This window comes from Phyllobacterium endophyticum, from assembly GCF_003010935.1.
Taxonomy (GTDB): domain Bacteria; phylum Pseudomonadota; class Alphaproteobacteria; order Rhizobiales; family Rhizobiaceae; genus Phyllobacterium; species Phyllobacterium endophyticum.
On sequence record NZ_PGGN01000006.1, the window covers coordinates 138,501 to 158,596 of the forward strand.

Genomic DNA, 20,096 nt, shown 5'->3' on the forward strand with positions numbered 1-20,096 from the left:
GCGGATATCCCGGGCCGGAATAACCCACCGATGCGCTCACCGTAATGTTGCGCCACGCGTTGTGGTCGCAACGCTCGCGCTGAACTTGTGAAATGTCTCGTGTGTCCATAGAGGGATACCCGAGATTTTGGCGACCTCGTCATCTGCGGTGTAGAGCGGATACCCTCGGTCGATAAGCGCCTGCAATATCTGCTTGTCCGTGCCCGCGTGCAGACGTTTCAGATTGGCGTCGTTATAAATGTGGCCTGATGAATCAGGATTGATGCCGCTGATGATCACGGCCCTGGCACCGCTGAGAATTGCGTAGAACACTGCGGTGATGCCATTGGAGAACTTCATATTGTCATCGATCTCGACATTGAGCCCTCCCATGACGGCCTCGTACATCGCCATCCGTTTAAAACGGTTGATCAGCTTTAGATCGTCATAGCCATAGTTGAACGCAGCGATACCCTGTTTGAGTTGTTCCAGGCTTTTCGGCCAACGTACGACGTAAAGAAGCCGCGTGCGTTTTCCATTCAATACCTTTCGAACGTGCAAGGCGTTCGTTGTTTGCCCCTCGACCTGATTGAACTGCATGAACGTCGCGTCCGGAACGTAAATTCCCCACGCGTCCAGTACGCCTTGTGAGCCGTTCACGGTGATGACATGGAAATCTGCGTTGAAGCCGGCTGGAACCGTCGAAATGGGTGCCGAGCCCAGTACCACCACCGGTCCAGTGAACCCAACCGGATGCGAAGGCGCGCGCGGCCTCAGTATCCTGTAGATCACAGAGCGCCGAATCCTCGTCAGGATCTCAAATCGGGGCAGCCTCATAAGAGCGGCCTTTCGCGATACGAATGAACATTTTCGAAATTAACAGGGAATGATATGCTGGTACGCCCAAGGGGAATCGAACCCCTGTTTGCGCCGTGAGAGGGCCGCTTAACCGGCCTTTTGCGAAATTGATTAGCACCCATTTTTATCCCAGCTTACCCGTCCAACCTCTCTCCATATCTTTGATATCATTGGTTTAATCCCTGAGAGCAAGTTAAATTGCGTTACATTTAGCTTGCCTGCGATTGTACCGGTATATACACTCCTATTTTACCGCTACTGGCTTCCGAGGGCTTAGGGTAAAATGGAGAACCGACATAATGGCACGCACTATACGCGAAGCGACACTAGATAGTCGCACGGCAAGAAGCAACTTGAAGACCGGCACGAAGAAGAGCGGCGAGAAGAAGAAAAGCGGCGACGATATCCACTTTCGCACTCTAATCCCCGGCGAACTGCACCTTGGCTATCGCCGCCACCAATCTGGGGTGCCGGGGGTTTGGCTGGCGCGAATATATGTGAAGAAGATGTCTGGCGAAAAAGGCAGCCCGTACAAGAAAGTCGTGCTTGGCCGCGCCGACGACTACCAAGATGCAGACGGCGAAAAGGTACTGACTTTCGGGCAGGCACAGAAGCTGGCTTATAAAGCTGCTGAAGACGCCGAGCGCGAGTCCAAGGAAGCCGCCATCGCCCAGGAAGAAGCCGCTAAGCCAAAGCCGCTGACAGTGAAGGATGCGATAGAGGATTATATCGTTTTCCTGAAGGCACATAAGAAGACCGGCAGGGACGCTGAGCGCCGGGCAAACGTGCTTATACTGCCAACCCTTGGCGACGTGGCCGTGGTGGACCTGACTACCGACCAGTTGGCCAAATGGCGCGACGCACTGGCGGCAGCCCCTGCCCGGCTGCGCACGCGTCCCACGGAGGACCAGCGATACAAGCCAGCCCCAGCCACCGCCGACGAAAAGCGCGCCCGGCGCGCCACCGTAAACCGCACACTGACTGTCCTTAAGGGAGCGCTGAACCGAGCCTTTAAACTAGGCCGGGTGAACGACGACCTTGCATGGCGGCGCGTGGAGCCCTTTTCCAACGTGAGTGCAGCCCGTGAGGATTTCCTATCCAAGGAAGAGATAACCCGCTTTCTTAATGCTGCTGACGAAGGTTCCGGTTTTAGGGCTATCGCACAAGCCGCGCTGCTGACCGGCTGCCGGTATGGGGAACTGTGCAATCTAAACGCCAAAGATTTTGAACATGGCCGCATTGTCGTGCGGGAATCCAAGAGCGGTAAGCCGCGCCGCGTGCGATTGACCCCGGAAGCCGTGAATTTCTTTACCGAGCACGTTGCCGGGCTCGCCAAAGATGCCCCTATGTTTGTGAAATCAGACGGCGAACGCTGGGGACCTTCCCACCAGATTCGGCCGATGCTGGCCGCTTGCGTGGCTGCCAAGATAAAGCCGGTTGGCTTCCACCAGTTGCGACACACCTATGCCAGCCTTTCCATTATGAACGGCGCTTTGTTGAACGCCGTTGCAAGGAACCTTGGCCACGCAAACACGTCCATGGTGGAAAAGCATTATGGCCACCTGACCGATGACTACATGGACGAGGCTATCCGCGTCGGTGTTCCAGAGTTTGGCATTACCAAACCCGGCAAGGTGGTTCCATTCGAGCCCGCTGACCGTTTCCTGCTTAATAGGGCAGACGTGGTGGAATTGGAGCCCGACCAGATGGTTGTGAAGAAAGACCGCAAATGAGCGATCTACCGCCTTGGCCAGAAACCATTGAGGAAGCGACCCCGGCGTGGTTTGCCAGCGTTGAGGCATGGGTGGAGCAGGCCGACGAGGAAGGACTGATTACCGTGTTCCGCGAAGGCCAACGGTATGCCAACTTTAAATCCGACGAGTTGGAACTGCTGGTCTTTCCACCCCCCGGCATTGCGGCTGACGAACTTGAGGCAATTCGGCAGGGCAACGCCAAGCGATTACGCGGCGAGCCCAGCCCGTGGGCAGGGGTGTCCGCGTGCCTTCGGGCTCCATTGCCCACGCCTGCGTTCCTTTCTGTGATCGCTGATTTGATTGATGGTAACGGGTTACAGAACAGGGGCGCAGTTAACCCGACCAAGGCGGAGGTCCAGGCCCGCCGCGACCATTGCGCTGCCGTATTGCGGCAAGCCTATCGTAAAAAACCCATGCGCTCTTGCCAGCAAAAGGGAAAAGATGTGGTTTCCCATGAGTCCCTGCGCGAAGGCGAGAGCCTGCAGGATGCTCGCGACCGCATAGATAGTGTTCTCGGCCACGGTGCAAAACGTGACGGCGACGACAAGATTTCCAAGATTATTATTCGCGCCCTTAAGGCGCTGGGGTGACGCCCTAGCCAAATTGAACGATCCTTTGGCCATACGCCTAACGCAATAACACCCATTCTGAACAAATAAAACCCGCGCGCTAAGGGCGCTGGCTTGTCGCAGAAAGTATTAATGCGTTAATGTATGTGTATATTAACCCGCTAAAGGAGACTACCTATGAGTAATGATAACAATAAGAAAGAAGTAGACTTGCGCTCTCCTCTTGAAAAAGGGCGTTTGCTTTTGTCTATTACTGAGTTTTGCCAGTGTGTCGGCATTTCTCGTGTAACCTATTACGCGTGGAAGCGAGAAGGCATTATCCCAGCCGAGGGCTTTGAAACCCGCCTTGGTGCCGGGATAGTGCGCATAAGCTTTGAAGCCATGCTTGCGTGGATGCGTGCTCGGGGTGCACCGGTCGGTGACGAATTGCTGGCCGTGCAGCAGCAGATAGAGCGGCGGAAAGAACATTCCCATATCGCTGTCGGTGGGCGCTAACGCCGATGGCCGCCGACAGGGATGAGAGGGAATGGAGACAGCTGTTGAAGTATGCTGAGCCCGCCTTTGAGCCCCGGCAGTGCAGTATTCCCAACGTGGTTGACTGCATACGCCGCACGTACGTTCTGTGTCGCCACAGGCCCCGGCGTGGACCGTTGCCGCCGAACCACGGCCCGGCGTTTTTGGTCTATGAGATGTTCCCCTCCGGTAAATATGTTCCGGAGGAATACCAGCATATATTGATCGGCCAGATGATGACCCCGCCGACCGATTGGCAGCGTGAGTACATCGGCAGACTTCGCATGTGGTTCGCCATAGCCCGCACCCAAGAGCGGTCCACCCGCCAGCTTACCGAAGCCAGCCGTGATGACGCTTACGTGCGGTACTCCCGCTTTACGGACTGGCCACAATTCTACACCGACTTTATCCGCATCGCCGAAGCCGACGACCTCGCGTTCCTTGCTGACCAAGGGATAACCAAGGACGCCGCGCTGCTGCTTGATGGCACTGGCCGCTGGGAACCAATGAACCTTGCCGCCATGCCGTACAAAATAGAAAATGACAAAGGACTGACAGGATGGACGCACATTTGAGTACCGACGCTTCCGTCGGGGAACGGTATGCGCAGGCTATGCGCGACTTATTCCCCGGCCCAAGCAATCGCAGTTTGACTTACGATTTGGCGAAATATGACAGGCTTAAGGCCGCGTCGCCAAACGAGAAGATTAAGCTGAGGGACTGCGGTGGTGATTTTGACGTTAAAAAGGCCGCGACAGTAGAATTCTGGCGGATGCATCTGGATCGAAAGCGCCCGTTGGGTATTAGCCCGGTAATGGACGATGGCAATTGTCTCTGGGGCTGTATCGACGATGACGTATACGGCAGCGACCGCCGCTCTGAGTTGTTAAAACTGATTGCACTGGCCAAGTTGCCACTGGTGATGTGCGAGTCCAAGTCGGGCGGGTCGCACCTTTACCTCTTCTTGAGCGAGCCCGCGTCCGCCGGGGAGGTGTACAAAGCGCTGACCGCCTTTGCCGCGAAGTTGGGACTGAAAGAGTTTGACCTCTTTCCCAGCAACCCCGACGGAATAACGTCCAGCCAAGTGAACATGCCGTACCTCGGCGAAGAGCGCTGGTACATCGACCAGGGTGGACTGACAAAGACCTTGGGGGAGTTTCTGGACGCAGCGGAGAAGGCTAAGGTTTCCGTGAGAGCCATGCGCACCGCCGCGAGGATAGCCAACGCCAGCCAAGCCAGCGATGCCGACAATGACGCTGTGGCCGAACCACAGAATGGCACCATGGGCGACGCCGAACAGCGGCTGGAACTGTGGAAGGCTCGCTTTGCGGACAGAGCTCCAGTGGACCTGCGGTATGTACATGCGAACAAGATTCTTGCCGCCGCCGCCTATGATCTAGGACGATGGGTACGAGACTGTGGCCTTTCGGAGTTCGCAGCCCACGACGCCATGCGCCAAGCATGGCTTACCCGTAAGGCTGAGGAGGGCGGCGATGAAGCCACGTTTGATGATATATGGAAGCGGCAATATGCCGAAGGCTTTGCCAAGGGCAGCCCGGCCAAGGTGTCCCCCGGCGCAACCTTGCCGTATTTTGAGCGCGTGCAGTATGAGCGCGATGACAAGGGCAAGAAGGTTTACCTGATCCAGATTGAAGGCAAGATAGTACAGGCAACAACTCCCGAACTAACCGACTGGAAAAAGTTTAACGATTGTTGCGTGGAGTATCTAAGCAAGCGGATAACGTACATTCGCAGCAAGGAGATTTGGGGCAAATATATCCAGCGCGGCCTCGATATAGAAGAGGAAATCCCGCAGGAATATATAACCAGCGAGGCAGAGTTATTCCGTGAACAGTTGGAAAGCTTCTTAGTTGATTATTACCGGGCAGAAACTAGGGAGGCGATTCTACTGGGAAAGCCATGGGAGGACGAGGACCACTTTCGCTATGTCTTTAGAATGATGGACCTTGAAAAGCACCTGAGGTCTTTATCCAGCCGCTTTGTTGTGGAGAGCAGAACTGCGCTTGGCAAACGCATCCGCGCATTGGACGGTGATGACACGAACCTGCGCATTAGAGGTAAGGTCGTTAATGTGTTCTGGGTGCCCAGCAGGCACTTCCAAGCAACGCCTACCATTCCACCGCACACGTTCGAACCAGATCCCCTATGATGATGCTATGGGCAAAGTGTAGGGCGTTTTGGCCCGAAAAGCGCAAAACGGCCTACAAACGGCCTACAAAAAAGGCGCGTAATTACAGGCACATAGAATGCGTGTAGGGCGTGTAGGCTATGTAGGCCCTTTTTGTTACGCGCGTTTATTGGACGGTGTTACATCGTCTAAAATACATCGTGAAAAGACCATGGTTTCTGGCTCTAAGGCCGGGGGATTATCGCTACCTGTACTTGCGAAAAGTGCTTTAATTGCGCGCGCGCATAAAACAGCCTACACAGCCTACATGGCCTACGTGTGCGCTAACCTGTTGGAAACGCTTGGTAATTTTGTAGGGCGTTTGTAGGCCGTTTTATGTTTGACCCAATAACAGCCTACACGAACAAAGCTATTCCAGCGGCGCAGCGGCAGCGCACCCCCGGCACACCGCTGCGTCGTGCAGTTGACCACTTTCCAGGACGGTCGAGCGCGTTTTGCACCTTGGCCGCTGGCATACAGCCGGGCAGCACCTAAACGCCCTGTACGGTCCTAAAAATTAACAGGCTAAAACCAAGAAAGGAACAAAGCATGAACCAATTAGCGCTAAGAGAGATCGAACCATTCTACGTCGTGCCTACCGTGATGCATGTGCAGCGCTTTATTGATGGCGACTTGCTGACGATTGCAGTGTGCACACGGGAAGATGGCGAAGAGACCTACCGGGGCGACATTACCATGAACAAAGAGATAGCCATGGAGCTTGGCCACTTTGCCGAATGTGTTGAGCAGCTATTGCAGTTCCCGGTATCGCAGGAATTTACCGAGCGCTGGCGGTTGATGATGGGGCAGGGCATACGCAATGCACGAATGACCGTTTACCGGACTACGCGCCCGGTCGGCGGAGCAGCAACGGAAGCGCCGGTAATTGCTGACCGGTTGGTGGTAGCAGTAAAGAATCCACAGTGATGTATGATCCCCTCGGATGATTCGAAGCGGGGGCTTACATGACTATTGATCGCATTGGTTTTATCGTTGTCCTTCTGGCGTCGATCGTGTGCGTGGTTCTGGGAGTAGTCGGGCTAGTTAAGCCCCGAATCCCAGCGGGTAAATGGATGTCTACGGCAAGCGCGCTGCTCGCGCTTTCGTCGGTTTACCAGCTTAGAATAACCGGCTGGTTCGATAGCGTGCTGGAAACCTTTGGAGATGCCGACAAATTCCCTTTTGGGCCACCTTCGGAGATTACGCGCCAGATAATCGATAACCCTGATGCGCCGATCCAATCGTGGATACGAAACACGCTCTTCTTTAATCCGACGACGGGCGCAGAATTGGCCGTTGCGAGTATAGTTGCGGCGATTATCGCGGTGTGGATATAGACTGCATTAATCCAAGATCGGGGATTTAATTCGTGAAAACTCGTGTTTTTCCCGACGACCGATCCGCCTGCGTCTTCCGCTCTGACTCCGCTTATGTAAGGCGCAAACACTATCGCGCCCTAACCCACATTTACCCACAAAAACAATGGCTTAAGAGTCGTGCGTCCTGTACTATATAGCTAACAACGCAATATAGGACGCAATATGCCCGCCAAATACCCCCACAAAAGGCGCAAGCCACCCGCAGCCAAGCCCGCCGCCTTGGCCCCGGCCAAGACTTCCGGGGTTACAGACAGGGACGTGATCCACCTGCGCCAGAAATTGGCAGCCGTTCGCTACAATGATGGCATGACCGTCGGGGCGTTCGTTGCCAAGAATGCCGACCGCACTGTGGCCCTGCAAATGCTGTACCGCGACCACAAGGCCGGGCGCATATCGTTTGAGGGGCGGCGCTGATGACTGACCTTAGCAAGCTGCCAATGAGCCTCTATCCTTTTGCGGCCATTCCTGCCGAGATGCACGACAGCATTAATATCCACCGCCTGAGCCAGAGCGCTGAGGTGGAGGGGCGATACGGGTACGAGATGAAGGCCAGTGCCTTCGTCGCCAAGCACACCGACCCCTGCCGGGCGCTGGACGAGGACTACAAGGGCCAGCACATAACCTACACGGCAAGCGGTGATCTATGGGTCTGCGGCCATTGCGGAACGCTGATCCGCCGACCAGCAAGTTACCAAAGGTGACTGACCGCAAGCACCCAGCCTCTGGCGTTAAGCAGGCATACCCGAACAATGCTCGCAGCCGGGTGACGAACGGCAAGGACCTACTCCCCGGCGTTGACGGTCGCACCGCATGGGTAAAGCGGGCACGCGATCTGCTGTCCATCCACATTGCCGACCTTGGGGGTGAGGACGTTTGCAGCGAGGCAGAGAAGGGCATTATCCGCCGTGCCTGCGTGATAACCGTGCAGCTTGAGCAGTTGGAAAAGAAGTTCGCCATAACCAACGAGGCCAAGCCAGCCGACCTTGATCTGTACTTCCGGGGTGCCAACACCCTCCGCCGCCTGCTTGATGTGACCGGCCTACAGCGTCGGTCCCGCGACATGACGCCAACTATTGATGAGTATATTCGGCGGGAGGCCGCTGAATGAAGGTATTGAATATTCTGGAAGCCTGCGCTGACGATAAGCTCTTCGCTCTGTGGTTTAAGAAGCGCGAAACATGGGAAATGTGGTTCGCCTTTCTGGCAGCCCTGTTCGCCCTGCCCATGGACGAGGCGCAGATCGCCACCTATCGCAAGCACACGGGACGCATGGCGCTACCCCAAAAGCCATTCTCCGAGGCATGGCTGGTGGTAGGGCGGCGCGGCGGCAAGAGCTTCGTACTCGCGCTGGTTGCCGTGTATCTGGCGACCTTCCGCCAATATAAACAATATCTACAGCCGGGGGAGCGTGCCACCATCCGCGTTATCGCTGCCGACCGTAAGCAAGCCCGCACGATAATGAACTATGTTCGGGGAATGCTGACAAATATCCCGATGTTGAAAAAGCTGATCGGCAATGAAACGGCAGAAGCCTTTGAACTGACCAACGGTGTGAACATCGAGATTGGCACTGCTTCGTTTAAGACCAGTCGCGGTTATACGTATGCCGCTGTCCTTGCAGACGAGCTTGCCTTCTGGCCCACTGATGACAGCGCAGAACCAGACTACGCCATTCTAAACGCCATCCGCCCCGGCATGAGCACGATCCCCGGCGCGATGCTGCTTTGCGCCAGCAGCCCTTATGCCCGGCGTGGTGCCCTGTGGGACGCGTACAGTCGCTACTGGGGTAAGGCCGACAAGCCGCTGGTGTGGAAGGCCACTACCAAGGAAATGAACCCGGCCATTGACCAAGCTTTTATTGACGCGGAAGTGGAGCGCGACCCAGCCAGTGCGCAAGCCGAATATTTTGCCGAGTTCCGCACCGACATGGAACTGCTGCTGACGCGCGAAGTAGTACAGGGTTGCGTCGACCAGGGTGTGTATGAACGCCCCTACGAACCGGGCATTCGCTACCATGGCTTTGTAGACCCTTCTGGCGGCAGCAGCGACAGCATGACCCTTGCCATTGCCCACTATGTGGATGGCGGCGCGGTGCTGGATGCCGTGCGCGAGGTTAAGCCGCCATTCTCGCCTGATGCCGTTACACGCCAGTTTGCAGAGTTGCTGCAGAGCTATGGTCTGCGGTCCGTGACCGGAGACCGATATGCCGGGGAATGGCCCCGCGAGAAATTCCGCAGCTACGGCATAAATTACGAGCTTTCGCCGCAGAGCCGGAGCGACCTGTACCTGTCGCTGGTGCCTGCAATGAATTCCGGGCGCATCGCCCTGCTGGATTTGAAACCTATCGAAAACCAACTGATCGCCCTTGAGCGCCGCACCAGCCGCGCCGGGCGCGACATCGTAGACCATCCCCCCGGCCAGCACGACGACCTCGCCAATTCCGTTGCCGGGGCTTTGATTATGGCATTGGCGGCGGAAGCCAAGCCGCGCGGCGGTTCTGGCACCTACGGTTATGACGGAAAACTTGTCTGGAATACCGACGAGGCACCGGCGCGCGTTTGGCATTGGGGTCCGGGCATATCCGCTCTCGATGGCAAGCCAACAGCATACGCCAACGGACGCCAACGTCCGCTGAACTAGGATAGGAGAACTAAAATGACAGACCAGAAATTGCCCATAACAGCAGACACGAAAAATACCTTTGCACCCATTTCGCCGTCGATCCACGAAGGGGTAATCCAGCGGCACTTTGCAACCGACCCAGCCACCCGCGACGTTGTGTTTGATCCGCTGCTGGAAGGCATGGCCGACGCCATGCAGACCCTGCGCTTGAACGTGGAAAAGGCCAAGCGTGTGGCGCAGGCCATCTTCGCCAATGAGATGGAAACCATACCCGCCCGCCACAAGCGGGTTAAAGAGGAAAGCTGGCGTGCCACGCAGGCCGGGACTAAAGCGATTGATGCGATCTTCCCACGGGCGCAGCGCGAAATTGAAATGATTGAGCAGAAGATTAGCGCACCACCCCGGCCAGCCGACTCCGCCGGGCACATGCTGGCAACGGAGATCCGCTCGCGACTTTCCGCGATGAAGCCAGCCGACCGCAAGAAGGCAATAGACGCAGCCATGGCAGACGGCGACGATACGGTGCTGGGTGCAGTGTTGAACGCCCCGCCGATACTGTCTGGTGTTGGAAGTAACGAGGAAATGGCAATGCTGCGCACCCGCTGGCAGCGGGCACGCCATGGTGCAGACGTAAACCGGCTGGAGCGCATTAAGCAGGCCATGGACGATCTGACCCGTGCTGGAACTATCGCCAACAGCTACACGGCCCGTTTGGCCAATTCCAAAATTATCGACCAAGCCGAAGCAAAAGCCCAAGCCGTGAAGGACGCCATTTCCGGTGCAATTGCTTCGTAAATCCGCTGCCGACCGCCGAAACCTGCTGCTTCGGTTGGCGCGTCGCGGGCTGCTCTACCACTTTCCCAAGGTCCCTAGTGGTGGGGCGGCCCGCAACTTAATCCAGATCGCTAAGGCTAATATCTAATAGGCCAAGGCGTACAAGGCGGGTTGTTCTGATGTCTTAGCAGCCACGGAACAGCCCGCCGCTTTTTGCATACGCTGCCGACCGTCCCTTGTCCTGTCCCGTTGGCGCGTTTGGCGGGTTGTCTGGTGGGCAAAACACTAGGCGACCCGCCTTTTTTCTTGGCCGGTCTATTTTACCTGTCTTTTACCCAACTCGCTGATTATTTGTGCTAAGTGCTTGTTTTTGCTGGTACGCCCAAGGGGAATCGAACCCCTGTTTGCGCCGTGAGAGGGCGCCGTCCTGACCGCTAGACGATGGGCGCGTAGCAGGTAGCTATGAGGGGTATAATCAAGCATACGCCAAAGTGCAATAATGATTTCTCATCGGCTTCAACTCCACCCTGTCAATTGCCTGCAGCTTCCGAGATTCGAGCTACTACACGTTTGGACGGAATATCGTAGATTAGAATCTGGCGTGTTCCGTCAGCCAATCTCGTCTCCAGCGAAAGCGTGTTGTCGACGAGATTGTGGGAAAGTATCCGTGTTCCAGGATTGAGCGTGATGGCCTCGCCGGCAACCGCATCACTCAGCTGTTGTCCCGAAACATCTGAACCAACCGGCGTTGCCACGTTCTGGACTGGCTGGTTAATCTTATAGACAATGGCTGCCAGCACGGCCATAAGACCGATGACCATGATACCGATGGAAACAGCCAATAACCGGATCATCTTGCGCCGGACCCGTTCCATTGCTGGATCAAGGGGTTGTTCATCCCCATCCATATCCGGGTTGATATTGGTCATATAGACTGTCTCCGAGGTTTCGAACCAAGCCTCCTGTAACGAAGGGCCCAGGCTTTTGAAAGAGCTAATTACCGATACTGATTCAACTGGCAAGCGACTCGACGCGTGGCTTTCTGCTCGGCTCGCACCAGATCTTTCACGCAATCGCATCCAGTCGCTTATTGGTGAGGGTCAGGTCAGTATCGACGGCAGACCAGTGCTCGAGACCAAGCACAAGCTGCGCGAGGGTCTCCGCATCACGATCGAAATTCCAGAGCCTCACGACGCAACGCCGAAGGGCGAAGATATCGCTCTCGATATCGTCTACGAGGATACCGACCTGATCGTGATCAACAAACCCGCCGGATTGGTGGTTCACCCTGGCAATGGCAATTGGACCGGTACTCTCGTCAACGCCCTGCTTCACCACTGCGGCGACACATTGTCTGGCATCGGCGGTGTCAGGCGGCCCGGTATCGTTCACAGGCTCGACAAGGAAACTAGCGGTGTCATGGTCGTTGCCAAAAACGATCTCGCCCATCGTCATCTCAGTGCCCAGTTCGCTGATCATGGACGCACAAATGAACTGGAACGCGCATATATTGCGCTTGTATGGGGAACGCCCGATCGAACAACCGGCACCATCGACGCCCCTCTTGGCAGATCACATAGGGATCGCACCAAGCAAGCAATCGTCCATGAGGAACGCGAAGATGCCCGTCATGCGATTACGCATTTCGAGGTTAAGGAGCGGTATGACGCCAGGGAAGATGCCACTGCTCTCGCATCCCTCGTGGAGTGCCGGCTGGAAACCGGCAGAACGCATCAAATACGTGTTCACATGGCCCACATAGGCCACCCGCTAGTCGGCGACCTGGAATATGGCAGTTCGTATAAAACCAAGGCCAACAAGCTGAATGAACCCTTGCAGACCATCGTAAAGGCGTTCACCCGGCAGGCTTTGCATGCGAAGTTGCTTGCTTTCGAGCATCCCACGACAGGTGATGTCATGCGTTTCGAGGCAGCAGTCCCCAGCGATATGGCCGAGTTGATCAGGGCATTTCAGGAAACAGCATAAAAAGCCTTACCGACGGAACCATTGAAGACTTTTCGAGTTCTGCCAGTATGAGTACAAACATGAGTGGATCGTTCACGTTTATGTGACGGATTGTTTCGCTGCTTAATGCACCGTGTTTTTGACAAAATGATACCTATATATTGATAGAGCTAATCCGGCCCGCGCCAACCTGTTGGGCGGGCGGGAAATCGGGACCTGCCGATAATGGGGGTCTTTCCAACATTGAGGAGGGGTGCCAAGTGGCCCAAAATCTTCCAAGTATTCTAGGTGGTGACGGTGGGTTGACCCGTTATCTGGAAGAAATCAGACGCTTCCCCATGCTTGAGCCGCAGGAAGAGTATATGCTCGCCAAGCGGTATCTTGAGCATGCCGACCCGAAAGCCGCGCATAAGCTCGTCACCAGCCATCTGCGGCTCGTTGCCAAGATTGCAATGGGTTACCGGGGCTATGGCCTGCCGATCGGCGAAGTTATATCCGAAGGAAACGTGGGTTTGATGCAGGCGGTGAAGCGCTTCGAACCCGAACGCGGCTTCCGTCTTGCGACATATGCCATGTGGTGGATCAAAGCTTCGATCCAGGAGTATGTGCTGCGGTCGTGGAGCCTTGTCAAAATGGGCACAACCGCGAACCAGAAGCGTTTGTTTTTTAACCTGCGCAAGGTCAAGAGCAAGATCCAGGCGCTGGACGATGGTGATCTCAATCCTGAACAGGTGAAGGAGATCGCGACACGCCTCAGCGTATCCGAAGAAGAGGTCGTTTCGATGAACCGCCGCTTGTCTGGCGACGCTTCACTGAATGCCCCCATCCGGTCCTCAGATGGCGAAGCGGGTGGCGACTGGCAGGACTGGCTCGTCGACGACCACGATAGCGCCGAAACGATGCTGATCGAGCAGGACGAGCTGGAAAACCGCCGTGAGATGCTTACGGGGGCGATGTCGTCGCTCAATGATCGCGAACGCCGCATTTTCCAGGCGCGGCGCCTTGCTGACGATCCGGTAACACTCGAGGATCTCTCCACGGAGTTCGGCATCAGCCGCGAACGCGTTCGCCAGATCGAGGTTCGGGCTTTCGAGAAAGTTCAGGACGCGGTAAAGGCGGCGGCCGTCCGACAGCAGAAGGCACTTGTTACAACGGGTTCTGACGCCCGCTGATTGGTCCCATCCAAGAAAAAAGGTCGCTGGTGCGGCCTTTTTTTGTGTCTTAGCCGCCGGTCTTGGCGGCCCACGATTTCAACACTTCATCAAAGGCTTTCTCACCGGGCAAACCTTTTTCAAGTGTAATAAGGGCCCGCCGACCTGTCTTGTAGGCGATCGGAATATCGATCCACGACTGGCGCCGAATCAACGAAAGATTGGTGTCTACAGCAGTTTTCGCGTCATTCATGGCGATGATGAAGAAATTGTCCGCGATTTTTGCCGGAATCGCTACAAGCGGATTGCCCGGCGCTTGCTCCGTATCCTTGAACGTCATGCGCGAGACATTGTCGATCGACCCTCCCGGGAAGCCCTCTGGCACCGTAAAGATCATCTCCACAAGATGGCTGGCGGGGAGCGATTTGTCCCCATTGCGCCGAATGATCATACGAAGATTAATCCCGCGATCCGGAATGGTCACCTCGGCCTTGATAGCAGGTTCCGGCGGGAGATCATTGCCCGGCGATTCCTGCACGACTGACCAGACTACACCGCCTGCGTCGGCCGTTCCTGCATCCTGTCCCGAGCGTTCTTCATAGAAGAATGCCTTTTGGCCTATCGGCAGAGCCGCTGGTGGTTGTGACTGGCCTGCGGCTTGCTGTTGACCTGGAGTGGCCGGAGGCTGTGCAGGCTGATCCGGCGTCGATGTGGCGACAGAGGTGCCCTCGCCCAAGGAAGGCGTATCGTTGGCAGGACCGGGGTTTACCTCTTGCCCATCCGGAAGAAGTCTTTGAGTAAGCTTGGGTTCAGGCTTCGGCTCCGCGGTTTCGGGCGATGGTGAGGGGCCCGGCGTAGGCTGAGCCGGTTTTGCGGGTGAAGCTGGAGCGGAAGGCTCGTTTGCGGCTGTATTCGCCGGCGGCGCAGCATCCCTGCTCATAAGGTTTGCGAGGTAAGTTTTTACGGCAACGGCCTCTTGTGCGATCCGATCGCGGTAGGTCCAGCCTGCATAGCCCGCGCCGGCAATGATCAGCAGCAAGGCCGCGACACCCAGCAGTGGTAATAGCGAACGCCGCTGCGATGGTTGTTTTAGCGGGCCTCTTGTATAGACACCATAATCATTCGAACGGCGATCTTCGGTCGCGACGTCCAACTCATCATCCTGTTCCTCAGGACCGCGTCCGCTGTTTGCAGATGATCCAGATAAGGGAAAGTTGTCACGGTTGCCTTCTTCTCTAGAGTCGCTGCGCGCCACCCCCCCAGCACCGTGGCTCGAAAGAAAGTCCTCCAGTGCGTCCGGCTGGGACTCGACCTTGCTAAACGAGCGGACCGCAGATGGGGTAGAGGCAGCAGGAGCGGTGCTGGCAGATGAAGGGCTGGCAGATGCAGGTGGCGGCGCTGGTGCCGGCAAGGGCGGAGGCGCGGGGACCGAAGCTGGCTCCGGTATGCTATCCTCGACGGCAGGCGCGAAATCGGACTCCACCTCAGCGATGGCATCTTCGAGCGCCTTGATCTGACGTGTGGTCACGGCCTCCGGAGCATTGAGGGTAACAAGCTTCTGCTCGATCGTGGCGCGAGCTTTAGCGTATACACGTTGCCGTAGCGCCGGCGTTGGGTCCGCCAGCCCATCAATTGTCTTTCTCAGTACCGCAACGAAATCTGCCATTCACCCAAACCCATGGTTTTATTGTGGGATTATCTCCCGGACGTGTCCGCGATTCTAATCATGAAACGGGTCCGTAACAAGTATCGTGTCGTCCCGCTCGGGACTCGTGGAAAGGAGCGCTATCGGTGCACCGATCAACTCCTCGACGTAGCGCACATATTTAACCGCCTGCGCTGGAAGTTCGCTCCAGCTTCGCGCACCCGCAGTCGTTCCTTCCCAGCCTTCAAGTGTCTCATAGATTGGCTTTACCCTCGCCTGCTGGCCCTGGCCTGCCGGCAAATAGTCGATGACCTCACCATCAAGCTCATACCCGGTACAGACCTTGATTTGGCTGAGCCCATCAAGCACATCCAATTTGGTCAACGCTATTCCGCTGATACCATTGTTGGCGACCGCTTGCCGGACAAGAACGGCGTCGAACCAGCCGCAGCGGCGCTTACGCCCGGTGACGGTCCCGAACTCGTGACCACGCTCCCCTAGAAACTGCCCTACCTCATTTTGCTGTTCTGTCGGGAAAGGACCTTCTCCGACGCGCGTTGTATAGGCCTTGGTTATACCGAGCACGTAGTGGAGAGATCCTGGACCGATGCCGGAACCCGCCGACGCCTGTCCTGCGACCGTATTTGACGACGTTACGAAAGGGTAAGTCCCGTGGTCGATGTCGAGCAGGGTACCCTGGGCTCCCTCAAAAAGAATGCGCTCTCCGGCACGCTTTTTCTGATCGAGAACGTACCAAACCCGGTCCATGAACGGTAAAATGTGCGGCGCGGCATCATTCAGTTCGGCCAGGAGTTTTGCGCCATCCACCTCCTCGACGCCGAGCCCCCGGCGCAAAGGATTATGGTGGGCGAGCAGGCGTTCAATCTTGGCAGGCAATGTGTCCGGATCGGCAAGATCAAGAACGTGAATTGCACGGCGGCCGACCTTGTCTTCATAGGCCGGCCCGATACCGCGGCCGGTCGTTCCGATCTTTGTGCCCGCATTCGAGGCTTCGCGTCTGCGGTCCAGTTCGCCGTGAATTGAAAGGATGAGTGTGGTGTTTTCGGCGATTTTCAGGGTCTGCGGCGTTATCGCAACGCCCTGCGCCTCCAGTTTTTTCTTTTCAGCAATGAACGCGTGCGGGTCGAATACAACGCCATTTCCGATGATGGAAAGCTTGCCTTGGCGCACAACTCCCGATGGCAATAGTGACAACTTGTAAGTCACGCCGTCTACGACCAGAGTGTGACCGGCGTTATGGCCGCCTTGAAAGCGAACGATGACATCGGCACGTTCTGAAAGCCAGTCGACGATTTTGCCCTTGCCTTCATCGCCCCACTGGGAACCGATCACAACAACGTTTGCCATTCAAAACTCCTCAAGTCACAATCTCATCATGTACCCGCGCCGCCGAATAGTTCTGAAGGGCGCAGCAACACTTCAATGGCGCGCAATTCCTCGAAAACCCGATTCTGGTTTGACGTTACGCGCTAAATGCGGTGCTTCTATACAGGCTGGTTCGTGAAAGCGCGACAATTCTTTCCACTACAAGACAACCAATTTGTCATTATCGCCCGAATAAACCTATTGTCGCGGCGACTCAGCCTGAATATGCCTGCCGACATTCGAGACCAATAGCCATGAACCGCAATGCTTACGTATTTCTTCTCACAACCGCTCTCTTGTGGGGTGGTAACGCAGTTGCGGGAAAATTCGCTGTTGGACACATTTCACCGATGCTTTTGACGATGTTGCGCTGGTTTCTGGCTTTCCTGCTGATTGCATGCATAAGCGTCAGGCACGTCATTCGCGACTGGAAAGAGATCAAGCCGCATATCCCGTTGCTGGCCGCGTTGGGCGCGTTCGGCTTCACTTTCTTCAACATGGCTCTCTATAGCGCCCTCAATTACACCTCCGCAATCAACGTCACGATTGAGCAGGCTGGCATACCGATGGTGATTTTTCTGACGAATTTGCTGCTATTCGGCACACGTGTACGGCCAGGACAGATATTCGGGTTCAGCCTATCGTTGATCGGCGTTGCCCTGACGGCAGGCCATGGAAATTTTGCGCGACTGGCCAGTCTCGATGTAAATTTCGGCGACGCATTGATGATTCTGGCGGTGCTTCTCTATAGCGGCTACACGGTTGCGTTGCGTTTCCGCCCCAGTATCCACTGGCAAAGCCTTATGACGGTGATGACTTTCTTCGCGTTCCTGACGGCCGTTCCATTCACGATCTGGGAATGGCACAGCGGAGCAATTACCCCCCCGGACCTGACAGGAACGATAGTGGTTCTTTATACCGCGGTCTTCCCGTCGCTGGCCGCCCAGGTGCTCTTCATCAAGGGCGTCGAGTATATCGGCGCAAATCGAGCTGGGCTGTTCATCAACGCCGTTCCGATCTTTGGGACACTGCTGGCGGTTGCTCTACTGGGTGAGGACTTCCAGATCTATCACGCCGTAGCGCTGGTCCTCGTTCTCGGCGGGATCTGGATTGCGGAACTGAGCGGGCGCAAGCACGCCCGCGCTAACGAAGCTGGCGTACCATGAAGCGCGCATCTTCAGAGTAGGACTTGAGCTTTTCAACGAGTTCCGGCCGGTCAGCCGTAGCAAATCCATGTCTCTCCCAGAAAGGCGCTGATCCATTGACGGCAACGAGCGACATGGTTCGGTAACCCAGCTCTCTGGCGTGATCAGTGACCTTCGTGACGATTTTACCTGCAGTTCCACTTCCGCGCGCAGCCTTCACAAGCGCAATATCGTGGATGTAGTAGTTTTCTGACCCGCCCGGCAAAGTCACCAGAACCGTATTCAGCGCTGGAATATCAAAGCTCTTCCACGGATGGGTAATGGCGTAGCCAAGCGCAGCTGCCCCGCTCTCCAGAATATATGCACCTTGCCCGTGCAACATCATTCGATTGGCAAAGACAGCATCATCCTCGGGAAAATCAGGATGGACCTCGGCCGCAATGGCGCAGACGGAAGCAAGATCGCCTGCTTTCATCAAACGCCAGTGCGGCATATTCTTATACGTGTCTGGCACGATCAACCGATATCGAACTCCAACGGCTTGGCCGAGACAATGGCCTTGTTGATGCGCAATTCTTCAAGAACATGGTCGGGAATCCGCTCGTCAAGATAGAGCATGGCGATGGCGTTTCCGCCGGGATTGTCCCGCCCAAGCGAGAAGTTGGCGATGTTGACGTTGTTCTTGCCACAGATCGTTCCCAGCAAGCCAATCATGCCCGGCGTGTCGTTGTTGGTTGTATAAAGCATATGCTGGCCGACTTCGGCATCGAGATTGATGCCCTTGATCTGGATGAAGCGAGGCTTGCCGTCGGAAAAACAAGTGCCCGCGATCGAGCGCGTCAGGGATGCGGTCTTCACCGTGAGCTTGATGTATCCGTCGAATACGCCTGATTTATCGCGTCTCACTTCGGAAAGAACAATTCCGCGTTCCTTCACCATGACGGGTGCCGAAACCATGTTCACATCAGCCACCTGAGGGCGAATCAGGCCAGCCAGCGCAGCACTCACCAGCGCACGGGTATTCATCGCGGCAGTGGAGCCATCGAATAGGACCTCGACTTCCTGTATGGGATCCTCAGTAACCTGACCGACGAACGCGCCAAGCACCTCCGCAAGCTTGACGAAAGGCTTGAGACGAGGGGCTTCCTCTGCCGTGATCGACGGCATGTTGATCGCGTTCGAGACTGCTCCCTTGATAAGATAGTCCGACATCTGCTCAGCCACCTGCAGGGCGACATTTTCCTGTGCTTCGCTCGTGGAAGCGCCCAGATGCGGCGTGCAGACAACGTTCGGAAGATGAAATAGCTCATTCTCGGTGGCAGGTTCCACCTCGAATACATCTATTCCGGCACCGGCCACCTTGCCCGATTTTAGCGCTGCAATAAGATCCTTTTCGACGATCAGACCACCACGTGCGCAATTGATGATGCGGACACCGTCCTTCATCTTGCTGATGTTCTCCGCATTGATGATGCCGCGCGTCTTATCGGTCATCGGCGTATGCAATGTGATGAAGTCGGCGCGCGTCAATAGTTCATCGAGTTCTACTTTTTCTACGCCGAGTTCTTCGGCTCGCCCCTCGGAAAGGAACGGATCGAAGGCAATCACGTGCATTTTCAGACCCACACCTCTTGTGGCGACGATCGAGCCGATATTGCCGCAACCGATGATGCCAAGCGTCTTGCCGGTGATTTCGATGCCCATGAAGCGGTTCTTCTCCCACTTGCCTGCGCGTGTGGACGCGTCTGCTTCGGGCAATTCACGGGCGACAGCGAACATAAGGGCCACCGCGTGTTCGGCGGTCGTGATCGAGTTGCCGAAGGGTGTATTCATTACGATAATGCCACGACGCGAGGCCGCGGGGATATCGACGTTATCGACACCGATGCCTGCCCGGCCGACGACTTTCAAGTTCGTTGCTGCCGAGATCAACTTCTCGGTGACCTTGGTCGCCGAGCGGATAGCAAGGCCGTCATATTGGCCGATCACCTCGAGGAGTTTTTCCTTGTTAGGACCGAGATCTGGAAGATAGTCTACCTCCACGCCGCGATCCTTGAATATCTGAACGGCGGTTGGAGAGAGTTTGTCGGATACGAGTACGCGCGGTGCCATCATGGCCTCCATCTGTCAAAAGAACTGGCGTTGAATCGGAATTATGAAAGGCGGCC

20 protein-coding genes, 2 tRNA genes and 1 pseudogene are annotated in these 20,096 nt (G+C 56.1%); 15 read left to right on the forward strand and 8 right to left on the reverse strand.

What is annotated here, in order from left to right; genetic code table 11:
- Window positions 1-36: 36 nt before the first annotated feature.
- Both CU100_RS23745 and CU100_RS27005 read right to left on the reverse strand, forming a co-directional pair.
- Window positions 37-816: a membrane-anchored protein gene (locus tag CU100_RS23745; RefSeq protein WP_106719110.1), complete on the reverse strand. Its 780-nt coding sequence runs from the start codon at window positions 814-816 to the stop codon at window positions 37-39.
- Window positions 817-874: 58 nt separating this feature from the next.
- Window positions 875-979: transfer RNA gene (locus tag CU100_RS27005), tRNA-Ser, on the reverse strand.
- 157 nt (window positions 980-1,136) lie between these two features.
- Here CU100_RS27005 and CU100_RS23750 point away from each other — a divergent pair.
- The 12 genes from CU100_RS23750 to CU100_RS23805 all read left to right on the forward strand — a co-directional run bounded on the left by CU100_RS23750 (window position 1,137) and on the right by CU100_RS23805 (window position 10,657).
- Window positions 1,137-2,570, forward strand: a complete 1,434-nt coding sequence (locus tag CU100_RS23750) for a tyrosine-type recombinase/integrase (protein ID WP_106719111.1) — start codon at window positions 1,137-1,139, stop codon at window positions 2,568-2,570.
- Window positions 2,567-3,181 carry a hypothetical protein gene (locus tag CU100_RS23755; RefSeq protein WP_106719112.1) on the forward strand — a complete coding sequence of 205 codons (615 nt, stop codon included), beginning with the start codon at window positions 2,567-2,569 and terminating at the stop codon, window positions 3,179-3,181. Before CU100_RS23750 ends, CU100_RS23755 begins: the two co-directional genes overlap by 4 nt.
- Before the next feature lie 156 nt (window positions 3,182-3,337).
- Window positions 3,338-3,655 (forward strand): helix-turn-helix transcriptional regulator, encoded by a 318-nt coding sequence (locus tag CU100_RS23760; RefSeq protein WP_106719113.1) that lies wholly within the window; start codon window positions 3,338-3,340, stop codon window positions 3,653-3,655.
- Window positions 3,656-3,699: 44 nt separating this feature from the next.
- Window positions 3,700-4,248: a hypothetical protein gene (locus tag CU100_RS23765; RefSeq protein ID WP_146141897.1), complete on the forward strand. Its 549-nt coding sequence runs from the start codon at window positions 3,700-3,702 to the stop codon at window positions 4,246-4,248.
- Complete coding sequence (locus tag CU100_RS23770) at window positions 4,233-5,843, forward strand: hypothetical protein (protein ID WP_106719115.1); 1,611 nt, start codon at window positions 4,233-4,235, stop codon at window positions 5,841-5,843. The genes CU100_RS23765 and CU100_RS23770 overlap by 16 nt, the downstream gene beginning before the upstream one ends.
- 567 nt (window positions 5,844-6,410) lie before the next feature.
- Window positions 6,411-6,788: a hypothetical protein gene (locus CU100_RS23775; protein ID WP_106719116.1), complete on the forward strand. Its 378-nt coding sequence runs from the start codon at window positions 6,411-6,413 to the stop codon at window positions 6,786-6,788.
- A gap of 38 nt (window positions 6,789-6,826) precedes the next feature.
- Complete coding sequence (locus tag CU100_RS23780; RefSeq protein WP_106719117.1) at window positions 6,827-7,198, forward strand: hypothetical protein; 372 nt, start codon at window positions 6,827-6,829, stop codon at window positions 7,196-7,198.
- Window positions 7,199-7,402: 204 nt separating this feature from the next.
- The gene (locus tag CU100_RS23785) at window positions 7,403-7,654 is read left to right on the forward strand and encodes a hypothetical protein (RefSeq protein ID WP_106719118.1); all 252 of its coding nucleotides are present in this window, start codon (window positions 7,403-7,405) and stop codon (window positions 7,652-7,654) included.
- Complete coding sequence (locus CU100_RS23790) at window positions 7,654-7,941, forward strand: hypothetical protein (protein WP_106719119.1); 288 nt, start codon at window positions 7,654-7,656, stop codon at window positions 7,939-7,941. Before CU100_RS23785 ends, CU100_RS23790 begins: the two co-directional genes overlap by 1 nt.
- Window positions 7,938-8,348: a hypothetical protein gene (locus CU100_RS23795; protein ID WP_106719120.1), complete on the forward strand. Its 411-nt coding sequence runs from the start codon at window positions 7,938-7,940 to the stop codon at window positions 8,346-8,348. The genes CU100_RS23790 and CU100_RS23795 overlap by 4 nt, the downstream gene beginning before the upstream one ends.
- A complete protein-coding gene (locus CU100_RS23800; protein ID WP_210204115.1) occupies window positions 8,345-9,880 on the forward strand; it encodes a hypothetical protein in 1,536 nt (511 codons plus the stop codon). The genes CU100_RS23795 and CU100_RS23800 overlap by 4 nt, the downstream gene beginning before the upstream one ends.
- 15 nt (window positions 9,881-9,895) lie before the next feature.
- The gene (locus CU100_RS23805; RefSeq protein ID WP_106719121.1) at window positions 9,896-10,657 is read left to right on the forward strand and encodes a hypothetical protein; all 762 of its coding nucleotides are present in this window, start codon (window positions 9,896-9,898) and stop codon (window positions 10,655-10,657) included.
- Window positions 10,658-11,010: 353 nt separating this feature from the next.
- On the opposite strand, the gene CU100_RS23810 is transcribed toward CU100_RS23805, so the two are convergent.
- Window positions 11,011-11,085 (reverse strand) — tRNA-Glu (locus tag CU100_RS23810).
- An 81-nt stretch (window positions 11,086-11,166) separates the two neighbouring features.
- Window positions 11,167-11,593 (reverse strand): annotated as a pseudogene (locus CU100_RS23815) (fimbrial protein).
- Window positions 11,594-11,620: 27 nt separating this feature from the next.
- Here CU100_RS23815 and CU100_RS23820 point away from each other — a divergent pair.
- Window positions 11,621-12,622, forward strand: a complete 1,002-nt coding sequence (locus tag CU100_RS23820) for an RluA family pseudouridine synthase (protein WP_106719122.1) — start codon at window positions 11,621-11,623, stop codon at window positions 12,620-12,622.
- Between the two features lie 239 nt (window positions 12,623-12,861).
- Complete coding sequence (gene rpoH, locus CU100_RS23825; RefSeq protein ID WP_106719123.1) at window positions 12,862-13,773, forward strand: RNA polymerase sigma factor RpoH; 912 nt, start codon at window positions 12,862-12,864, stop codon at window positions 13,771-13,773.
- Between the two features lie 49 nt (window positions 13,774-13,822).
- Here rpoH and CU100_RS23830 read toward each other — a convergent pair whose 3' ends face one another.
- Window positions 13,823-15,418: a transcriptional regulator gene (locus CU100_RS23830; RefSeq protein ID WP_106719124.1), complete on the reverse strand. Its 1,596-nt coding sequence runs from the start codon at window positions 15,416-15,418 to the stop codon at window positions 13,823-13,825.
- Between the two features lie 54 nt (window positions 15,419-15,472).
- A complete protein-coding gene (locus CU100_RS23835) occupies window positions 15,473-16,765 on the reverse strand; it encodes an adenylosuccinate synthase (protein WP_106719125.1) in 1,293 nt (430 codons plus the stop codon).
- Window positions 16,766-17,037: 272 nt separating this feature from the next.
- Between CU100_RS23835 and CU100_RS23840 the strand changes: the two genes are divergently transcribed.
- The gene (locus CU100_RS23840) at window positions 17,038-17,949 is read left to right on the forward strand and encodes a DMT family transporter (RefSeq protein WP_106719126.1); all 912 of its coding nucleotides are present in this window, start codon (window positions 17,038-17,040) and stop codon (window positions 17,947-17,949) included.
- Here the strand turns inward: CU100_RS23840 and CU100_RS23845 are convergent.
- Together CU100_RS23845 and serA are read right to left on the reverse strand one after the other, a co-directional pair.
- Complete coding sequence (locus tag CU100_RS23845) at window positions 17,927-18,421, reverse strand: GNAT family N-acetyltransferase (RefSeq protein ID WP_106719234.1); 495 nt, start codon at window positions 18,419-18,421, stop codon at window positions 17,927-17,929. The two genes, CU100_RS23840 and CU100_RS23845, sit on opposite strands and share 23 nt — an antisense overlap.
- A 23-nt stretch (window positions 18,422-18,444) precedes the next feature.
- Window positions 18,445-20,040, reverse strand: a complete 1,596-nt coding sequence (gene serA, locus CU100_RS23850) for a phosphoglycerate dehydrogenase (RefSeq protein ID WP_106719127.1) — start codon at window positions 20,038-20,040, stop codon at window positions 18,445-18,447.
- Window positions 20,041-20,096 lie beyond the last annotated feature (56 nt).

Coding starts and splice junctions, on each gene's coding strand:
- CU100_RS23755 (WP_106719112.1), top strand. CDS start 2,567: ATGAGCGATCTACCGCCTTGGCCAGAAACCATTGAGGAAGCGACCCCG.
- CU100_RS23790 (WP_106719119.1), top strand. CDS start 7,654: ATGACTGACCTTAGCAAGCTGCCAATGAGCCTCTATCCTTTTGCGGCC.
- CU100_RS23840 (WP_106719126.1), top strand. CDS start 17,038: ATGAACCGCAATGCTTACGTATTTCTTCTCACAACCGCTCTCTTGTGG.
- CU100_RS23805 (WP_106719121.1), top strand. CDS start 9,896: ATGACAGACCAGAAATTGCCCATAACAGCAGACACGAAAAATACCTTT.
- CU100_RS23835 (WP_106719125.1), bottom strand. CDS start 16,765: ATGGCAAACGTTGTTGTGATCGGTTCCCAGTGGGGCGATGAAGGCAAG.
- CU100_RS23845 (WP_106719234.1), bottom strand. CDS start 18,421: ATGCCGCACTGGCGTTTGATGAAAGCAGGCGATCTTGCTTCCGTCTGC.
- CU100_RS23770 (WP_106719115.1), top strand. CDS start 4,233: ATGGACGCACATTTGAGTACCGACGCTTCCGTCGGGGAACGGTATGCG.
- CU100_RS23745 (WP_106719110.1), bottom strand. CDS start 816: ATGAGGCTGCCCCGATTTGAGATCCTGACGAGGATTCGGCGCTCTGTG.
- CU100_RS23830 (WP_106719124.1), bottom strand. CDS start 15,418: ATGGCAGATTTCGTTGCGGTACTGAGAAAGACAATTGATGGGCTGGCG.
- CU100_RS23800 (WP_210204115.1), top strand. CDS start 8,345: ATGAAGGTATTGAATATTCTGGAAGCCTGCGCTGACGATAAGCTCTTC.
- CU100_RS23760 (WP_106719113.1), top strand. CDS start 3,338: ATGAGTAATGATAACAATAAGAAAGAAGTAGACTTGCGCTCTCCTCTT.
- CU100_RS23780 (WP_106719117.1), top strand. CDS start 6,827: ATGACTATTGATCGCATTGGTTTTATCGTTGTCCTTCTGGCGTCGATC.
- CU100_RS23775 (WP_106719116.1), top strand. CDS start 6,411: ATGAACCAATTAGCGCTAAGAGAGATCGAACCATTCTACGTCGTGCCT.
- serA (WP_106719127.1), bottom strand. CDS start 20,040: ATGGCACCGCGCGTACTCGTATCCGACAAACTCTCTCCAACCGCCGTT.
- CU100_RS23750 (WP_106719111.1), top strand. CDS start 1,137: ATGGCACGCACTATACGCGAAGCGACACTAGATAGTCGCACGGCAAGA.
- CU100_RS23785 (WP_106719118.1), top strand. CDS start 7,403: ATGCCCGCCAAATACCCCCACAAAAGGCGCAAGCCACCCGCAGCCAAG.